The following is a 7,392-nucleotide window of genomic DNA, read 5'->3' on the forward strand; positions in this document are numbered from 1 at the left end:
GACCTCTTGGCAAATATGTTTGCTTGCTATCGTAGGCGGCTGTGCGTCTGCCTTATTAGTAGTGCTATTTACTCTTACCATTGAAGAAATTCAACAGTTTTATCTAATAAAGCGCGACAACTATATCAGTTTAGACGGGGTAAGTCGTTTTGAATTACCGATTATAGGTGCAGTTATTATTCTATTAATGGGTTGGCTCACTGGCTATAAATATCTTCGCACTGGAATTCCTTTTGTTTTACATCGTTTAAAAGTCGCCCATGGGGTAATCCCTTTTAAAAATACCCTCAATCAATTTTGGGGAAGTGCGGTAGCACTTGCTTCCGGTTTTTCTGTCGGCCGAGAAGGCCCTGCGGTTCACCTTGGTGCTGCATGTAGCAGTTATTTAGGCAGTGTGTTTAAGTTACCATACAACAGCATACGTACCTTATGTGCTTGCGGTATTGCAGCAGGGATAGCAGCAACATTTAATACCCCAATAGCGGCGGTGATTTTTGTGATGGAAGTGATCATGCGTGAATACAAAGTGCATATTTTTATACCTGTTATGATCGCCTCAATTGTCGGCTCATTAATAACCAGTAGTATCTTTGGCACCAGTCATAATTTTCAATACTTTCATACCATCGCGCTTGAAAAACAACATTATTTTTCATTAATACTACTCGCTATTGTTTTAGGTGGATTAGCTGCATTCTTTAATAAATATCTCGTTTTTATTATCGAAAAAGGTAGTAAATATCACATTGTGCCCCGCTTCATTTTTGCAGCACTCATTACCGGAGGTTTAGGATATTTAGTTCCTAATGCTATGGGCACAAGTGCTGGCGCTATTGATATGTCATTAATTCATAACTTACCCCTTGGTTTTTTATTTAGTTTACTTATCGCCAAATTGTTGATGACAATGTTTGCTATAGGCTTAGGTATACCCGGCGGGATTGTTGGACCTACTATAGGTATTGGTGCAATAGCCGGCGCTTGTGCTGCGGCTATTTTGGTAAATTTATTACCTGGTGAGCACGCCAGTAGCGACTTTATTTTAATGGGCATGGCTGGTTTTATGGCGGCAAGTTTAAACGCCCCTCTTGCGGCATTGCTAACCGTTGTTGAATTATCAGGACAACTTGAGCTAGTTGTACCAGCAATGATTGTTATCAGTATTGCAAGTATCGTTTCAAGACAGTTATGTAAAAATAAATCTATCTTTACTATGCAATTAGATGCGCAAAACTTGCTCTATAACAAACCTCCTATTGAAGAGTCATTGCAAAATATTGGTGTTTTAGCCGTAATGAAAGACAAACTGTTGATTTTAGAAGAGGCAACAACGCGCAGTATGATTGGTGAACTCATGTTCAATAAAGGATCGCAACTAATCATTAATAAGATATCAGATCCAAGCACTGGCATTAACCAATATTATTGGGTCGAATTAGATGCTGAAGTTACAGCAAAGGTGCTTCCTAATTTTGATGCTTCACTTTCATCTGATACAGACAAACCTGGGGCAGAGTTAGACGCTGTTTTACAGTCACCATCAGAGTCTGTAACAGTTGAGAACACTGATAATTCAGCATTAGTAAATGATCCAGCCAACATGTTGATATTACATAAAATGATACCAATGAATCATCAAGCGACATTAGCAGAAGCTTATTTAGCGCTAGTAAAACAACGTTCAGGTGCTGTTTATATTTATAATAACAACCTTAATAATTGCTTAGGCATTGTTACTTTTGAACAGCTTAGAATTTATTTAGTGGAAGGAAATATATTTTAATGAATACTTTTATACTCAGTAATATTTTGTGGTTTAAAGCATTTCATGTGATTTTTATGGTAGCTTGGTTTGCTGGCATATTTTATTTACCACGCTTATTTGTGAATCACGCAGAAACAACGTCAAAAGAAGTATCACAACACTTAAAAGGTATGGAAAAACGCTTACTATATTTTGTTACGCCATTTGCTATCTTCACCTTACTGCTCGGCTTAACTATTATTTACGCTTACGGTAATGCTTGGTTTGTTGCTGCGAAATGGCTACACATCAAAATAACCTTAGTAATAATTCTTTTCATATATCACGGTTATTGTTTTAAATTGGTGAATACTTTTGCTCAAGATAAAAATGCTCGTTCAGGTCGTTTTTATCGAATTTTCAATGAAATACCCGTACTGATTTTATTTGCCGTTATTATTTTGGCTTACGTAAAACCCATGTAAAGAAAGATATGGGCTCCCCTGAAAGCGACCTGCTAACCATGTTTTTATAAAAAATAAAAGCATGGTTAATCGCTGAAAATATTACTTATACCAATTTGATTATATTTCATCCATATTATAGTTATACTTAGATAACGTCCTTGTCTGCGCACTCATGTTAATTAGATTGACATATTATTTAAATCAGGAAATTTTTTGATGAAGTATATAGCCTTCATATTGTTGACTTTCACAATATCCCTAATTCCTAGCGTATACTCGTCTGCGGCGCCTATACTCAACAAAAATAATTTATCTATCTCTCCAGAAATACCAATAAGTATGCCAAAAATTGTTGGTGGTGAACTGGCTGATGAAGGTGATTGGCCTTGGATGTCTGCCTTAGTTTTTATTGATAATGAAAGATTTACTTCACTTACTGTAGATGGCGTTGCATATAATAGTGCGCCATTGTCTTATAGTCCTTTAGGGCAAGTAACGGCGAACATAGTTGATTGCGGTATTGGCGATTATCAATGTGATGCTGCCAAAGATAAAATATGTTTAATCGCTCGTGGTGAAATAGACTTTTCCGTGAAAGCCGATAATTGCCAAGCAGGCGGTGGCGTGGGTGCGATTATTTATAATAATAACCTTTCGGAATTAGCATTTACCTTAGGCGAAGATTTCAGTGGCAGTATTCCTGTTATCTCAGTAAGCCTAAGCAACGGTTCTTTATTGTTAGATAATATTAATAAAATAATAACGATTACTAATGGATATATAGAGAGCACTCAGGTAGCAAACTGTGGCGCTAGTTTTATTGGCTCAAAATGGGTACTCACAGCAGCGCATTGTGTTGAAGATACCGACATTGAACGATTAAAAGTCAATGTCGGTGGATATGATTTAACAAATAGCAAAAGCGATGCTAAATCAATAAAAAATATCTATATACATCCTGAATATAATGTTGGAACGGATATTAATAATGATATTGCTTTGATTGAATTAGTAGAAACCATTAATCATCCGGCAATCCCTTTACTTAGTAAAAGTGAGACTGCGCAGTTAGCTGCGGATAATAGCTCGGCCACAGTACTTGGTTGGGGTAATGTATTAGGTTACGGACCCACAGACCCTACTCCTGATAATAGTCAGCCAGATAAGCTACAACAAGTTGAATTAACATTGCTTACTAATGATGAATGTAAAAGTAAGCTAGTACAGGCCTATAAAGATTTAAACAATACAACCTTCACTGTTGATGAAGTAGGTATCACTGATAGTATGATTTGTGCTCATCACTTAGGTGGCGGTAGAGGCTCATGCCAAGGTGATAGCGGAGGCCCGTTAATTGTTAATACCAATCATGGTTGGCAACAAATAGGTATTGTTAGTCACGGCATAGGCTGTGCTGATGAAAATTATCCTGATATTTATGCCCGGGTAGGACAATTTACCGAATGGATAAACAGCATTACCCTAGGTATTGCTATTGAAGCCAATTATAAGTTTCCAATTACACCGCAATATAAAGCACAAACACAAAAATTAAACATAACTAATAACAGTAATCTAACAACTGACTTAACTTATACTTTACAAGCCGTAAATACAGAGAGCCATGGCTTTAGTTTAGTAACAGACAACTGCACCACTTTGTCTCCACAACAAACTTGTCAAATTGAAGTAACCTTCAACGCTCAAAAACTTGGCAAACAAAATATTGAAATCATTATTGATAGTAATAATATACCAACAAGCCAGGCAACGGTAAGTGCCGAAGCTGTTGCGGCTAGCCCAAGTATTGATGCACAGTTATCAAATGATTCAAACGGCTTTAGTTGGTTTAGTGGTGGTGATCAACCGTGGCAACTTGACGATACACACACATCAATTGTTAGTGGTGATATTGCAGATAATGAACAAAGCTCAGTCTTGCTGGTTTTTTCTGGGGCAGGAGATTTATCATTTGAATGGAAGGTTTCTTCTGAAGCAAATAACGATAACATTGATGAGCCTTACGATGCCTTATTTTTGCATATTGATGGAGAACAAATTGCGATGATTTCAGGCTTACTAACATATGAAACTTTTACTATTAATGATTTACCAGCAGGCGAACATCTAGTGACTTGGACCTATAAAAAAGATGCTTTAACAAGTGAAGGGCAAGATCAAGGTTTTTTAAAAAATGTAGTGTACACTCCCGCGCCCCCTCCAACGATACCAGATACACCAAATACCGTAACATCACCTGAAGAGGAAACAAGTAATAATTCTAGTGGCGGTAGCACAAGCTTAACTTTATTTATAGGCTTATGCATATATCTACAACGTCGATTACGTATATCTGCGGCTTAGTAAACATATAACTAATGTCGCTTAAAAACATAATGCTTAGCGACCTTAACTAGTACTAACTTCTTGTTACTAATAAGAGTGGCATTAGCACCTTATATTGCTGATTATCGTTCACAAAGTAGTGAATTTATGCTATATTCCTGCAAATTTTTCACCTTTCAATATAACGAATCAAAATGATGAAATTCGAAGGCAACAACATACTGTCGGTATCACAATTTGACCGCGAATCTATTGCTAAAATTCTGCAAGTTTCCGCTCAAATGGCTCCTTATGCGTCACGTCAAAAACGTTGTCACGTACTTAATGGCGCTATATTAAGTAATCTCTTTTTTGAACCAAGTACGCGTACTCGTGTTAGTTTTGGTACGGCCTTTAATTTACTTGGTGGTTTTGTTCGTGAAACCGTTGGCCAAGAAAACTCATCGCTAAGTAAGGGTGAATCGTTATTTGATACCGCACAAGTTATTAGCGGCTATTCAGACGTAATTGCAATGCGTCATCCACAAATGCATTCGGTAGAACAATTTGCACAAGGTAGTACTGTTCCGGTAATCAATGGCGGTGACGGTGCAAATGAGCATCCAACGCAAGCATTACTCGACCTTTTTACTATTCAATCAGAAATGATGCATTTTAATAAAGGACTAGATAACTTAAACATTGTATTAATGGGTGACTTAAAACACGGACGCACTGTACATTCATTATCAAAACTATTAAGCCTTTACGATAACGTCAAAATCACCATGGTTTCACCTAATGCTTTGCAAATGCCTGATAGCGTTATATCAACGTTAAGCAATGCTGGTCATGAAGTGATCATCACAGATACCATGGCAGGTAACTTATCCGCTGATGTTATTTATCAAACACGTATTCAACAAGAGCGTTTTGCAAGTAAAGATGAGGCGGACCTGTATCGCGGTCACTTTAGTTTAAACAAAGAAGTTTATAAAAAATATTGCCAAGAAAACACTGTGATCATGCATCCGTTACCTCGAGATTCTCGCCCAGAAGCAAATGAACTGGATATCGATTTAAACGACTTAGACAATCTAGCCATATTCAGACAAGCACAAAACGGTGTGTTAGTTCGTATGGCTTTATTTGCTTTAACCTTAGGTGTTGAAAACCAGTTAACTCAATACGAAAAACCCGTTAATTGGCACACCAATAAAAATAGTTAACCCTACTCATTTTCAAAAGCTAATGACATATCTCTAAGTCATTAGTGCGACTTTAGAAGACAAAATTATGAATAAATCAGAACAGTTATTTGAACAAGCGCAAAAAATCATTCCTGGCGGCGTTAACTCACCGGTACGTGCTTTCAACGGTGTTGGCGGCACTCCTTGTTTTATAAAACGTGCGCAAGGTGCTTATATTTATGATGCAGATGACAAAGAATACATTGATTATGTTGGCTCTTGGGGGCCAATGATTTTAGGTCACAACCACCCTGCTATTCTTGAAGCAGTAATCAATACAGCACAAAATGGCTTAAGTTTTGGCGCTCCGACTGAACTTGAAATTACCATGGCTGACAAAGTACGCGAACTTGTTCCATCAATGGAAAGCTTACGCATGGTTAGCTCTGGTACTGAAGCAACAATGACAGCTATTCGTTTAGCGCGTGGTTATACAGGTCGCGATAAAATACTAAAGTTTGAAGGTAACTACCATGGTCACGCTGACTCTTTATTAGTTAAAGCCGGCTCCGGCGCCTTAACTATGGGCGTACCTAACTCTCCAGGTATTCCTGAAGATTTTGCCAAACATACATTAACCGTTAGCTATAATAATATTGACGAAGTTAAAGCCATTTTCGCCAAATATGCTGATGAAATAGCTTGTATTATTGTAGAGCCGGTAGCAGGTAACATGAATTGTATTCCACCTGTTGAAGGTTTTCTTGAAGGCTTACGTGCAGTTTGTGATGAATACAAAAGTGTCTTAATTTTTGATGAAGTAATGACTGGTTTTCGCGTTGCCTTAGGCGGCGCTCAAGCGCATTACAATATCAAACCTGATTTAACGACTTTAGGTAAAGTTATTGGCGGCGGCATGCCTGTTGGTGCCTTTGGTGGCAAACAAGAAATCATGGACTTTATCGCACCTGTGGGTCCTGTTTATCAAGCAGGTACTTTATCTGGTAACCCTATTGCCATGGCAGCAGGTTTAGCCTCGTTAACTGAATTAGCTACAGGTGATAAGCACCAACAACTTTCTGCAGCAACTGAAAAGCTAGCAATGGGCTTAAAATCAGCGGCAGAACGCAATGGTATAGCATTAAGTATTAACTATGTTGGTGCTATGTTTGGTTTCTTCTTTACTAATGATGAAAACCCAATAACAACTTATAAGCAAGCAACCCAATGCGATGCTGAAATGTTCAAAAGGTTCTTTCATTTAATGTTAGATGAAGGCGTATACCTTGCTCCATCAGCTTTCGAAGCAGGTTTCCTATCTACCGCTCATACTGATGAAGTCATTGAAAAAACGTTAGCTGCCGCTGATAAGTGTTTTACTCAACTGTAAGTAACTTGAACGAAATGATAAACAATGGATTTTACCCCTGCTGTTACGCCTAATAGCATAATAAATTCCCTCATTATCATCTAAAATGGCCACCTAACAATATGTATGGTGGCCACTAAATAAAATCAGATCTACCACCAATAATAATGAACACTTATTTGTCTCTAGCAATAAACTCTAATTACATCGTCGTTTCTGATATCAACCAGAGCCCTAAAGTAATACCAATTTGATTAAATTTCTTCCCAACTCAGAGCTATGCTCGATGTGCAATAA

Annotated in this window: 5 protein-coding genes; all 5 read left to right on the forward strand. The window is 37.7% G+C overall.

Going from position 1 to position 7,392, the window contains the following annotated elements; all coding sequences use genetic code 11:
- Window positions 1-19 precede the first annotated feature (19 nt).
- The 5 genes from KO502_RS06560 (at window position 20) to hemL (ending at window position 7,116) form a co-directional block, all read left to right on the forward strand.
- Window positions 20-1,783, forward strand: a complete 1,764-nt coding sequence (locus KO502_RS06560; RefSeq protein WP_252730558.1) for a chloride channel protein — start codon at window positions 20-22, stop codon at window positions 1,781-1,783.
- Window positions 1,783-2,229, forward strand: a complete 447-nt coding sequence (gene hemJ, locus KO502_RS06565) for a protoporphyrinogen oxidase HemJ (protein ID WP_216021760.1) — start codon at window positions 1,783-1,785, stop codon at window positions 2,227-2,229. The genes KO502_RS06560 and hemJ overlap by 1 nt, the downstream gene beginning before the upstream one ends.
- A gap of 198 nt (window positions 2,230-2,427) precedes the next feature.
- Window positions 2,428-4,575: a trypsin-like serine protease gene (locus KO502_RS06570; protein ID WP_216021761.1), complete on the forward strand. Its 2,148-nt coding sequence runs from the start codon at window positions 2,428-2,430 to the stop codon at window positions 4,573-4,575.
- 176 nt (window positions 4,576-4,751) lie between these two features.
- Complete coding sequence (locus tag KO502_RS06575) at window positions 4,752-5,765, forward strand: aspartate carbamoyltransferase (RefSeq protein ID WP_216021762.1); 1,014 nt, start codon at window positions 4,752-4,754, stop codon at window positions 5,763-5,765.
- A gap of 67 nt (window positions 5,766-5,832) precedes the next feature.
- Complete coding sequence (gene hemL, locus KO502_RS06580; RefSeq protein ID WP_216021763.1) at window positions 5,833-7,116, forward strand: glutamate-1-semialdehyde 2,1-aminomutase; 1,284 nt, start codon at window positions 5,833-5,835, stop codon at window positions 7,114-7,116.
- Window positions 7,117-7,392 lie beyond the last annotated feature (276 nt).

Origin of the sequence: Colwellia sp. E2M01, assembly GCF_018860585.1 — a bacterium.
Lineage (GTDB): Bacteria > Pseudomonadota > Gammaproteobacteria > Enterobacterales > Alteromonadaceae > Colwellia.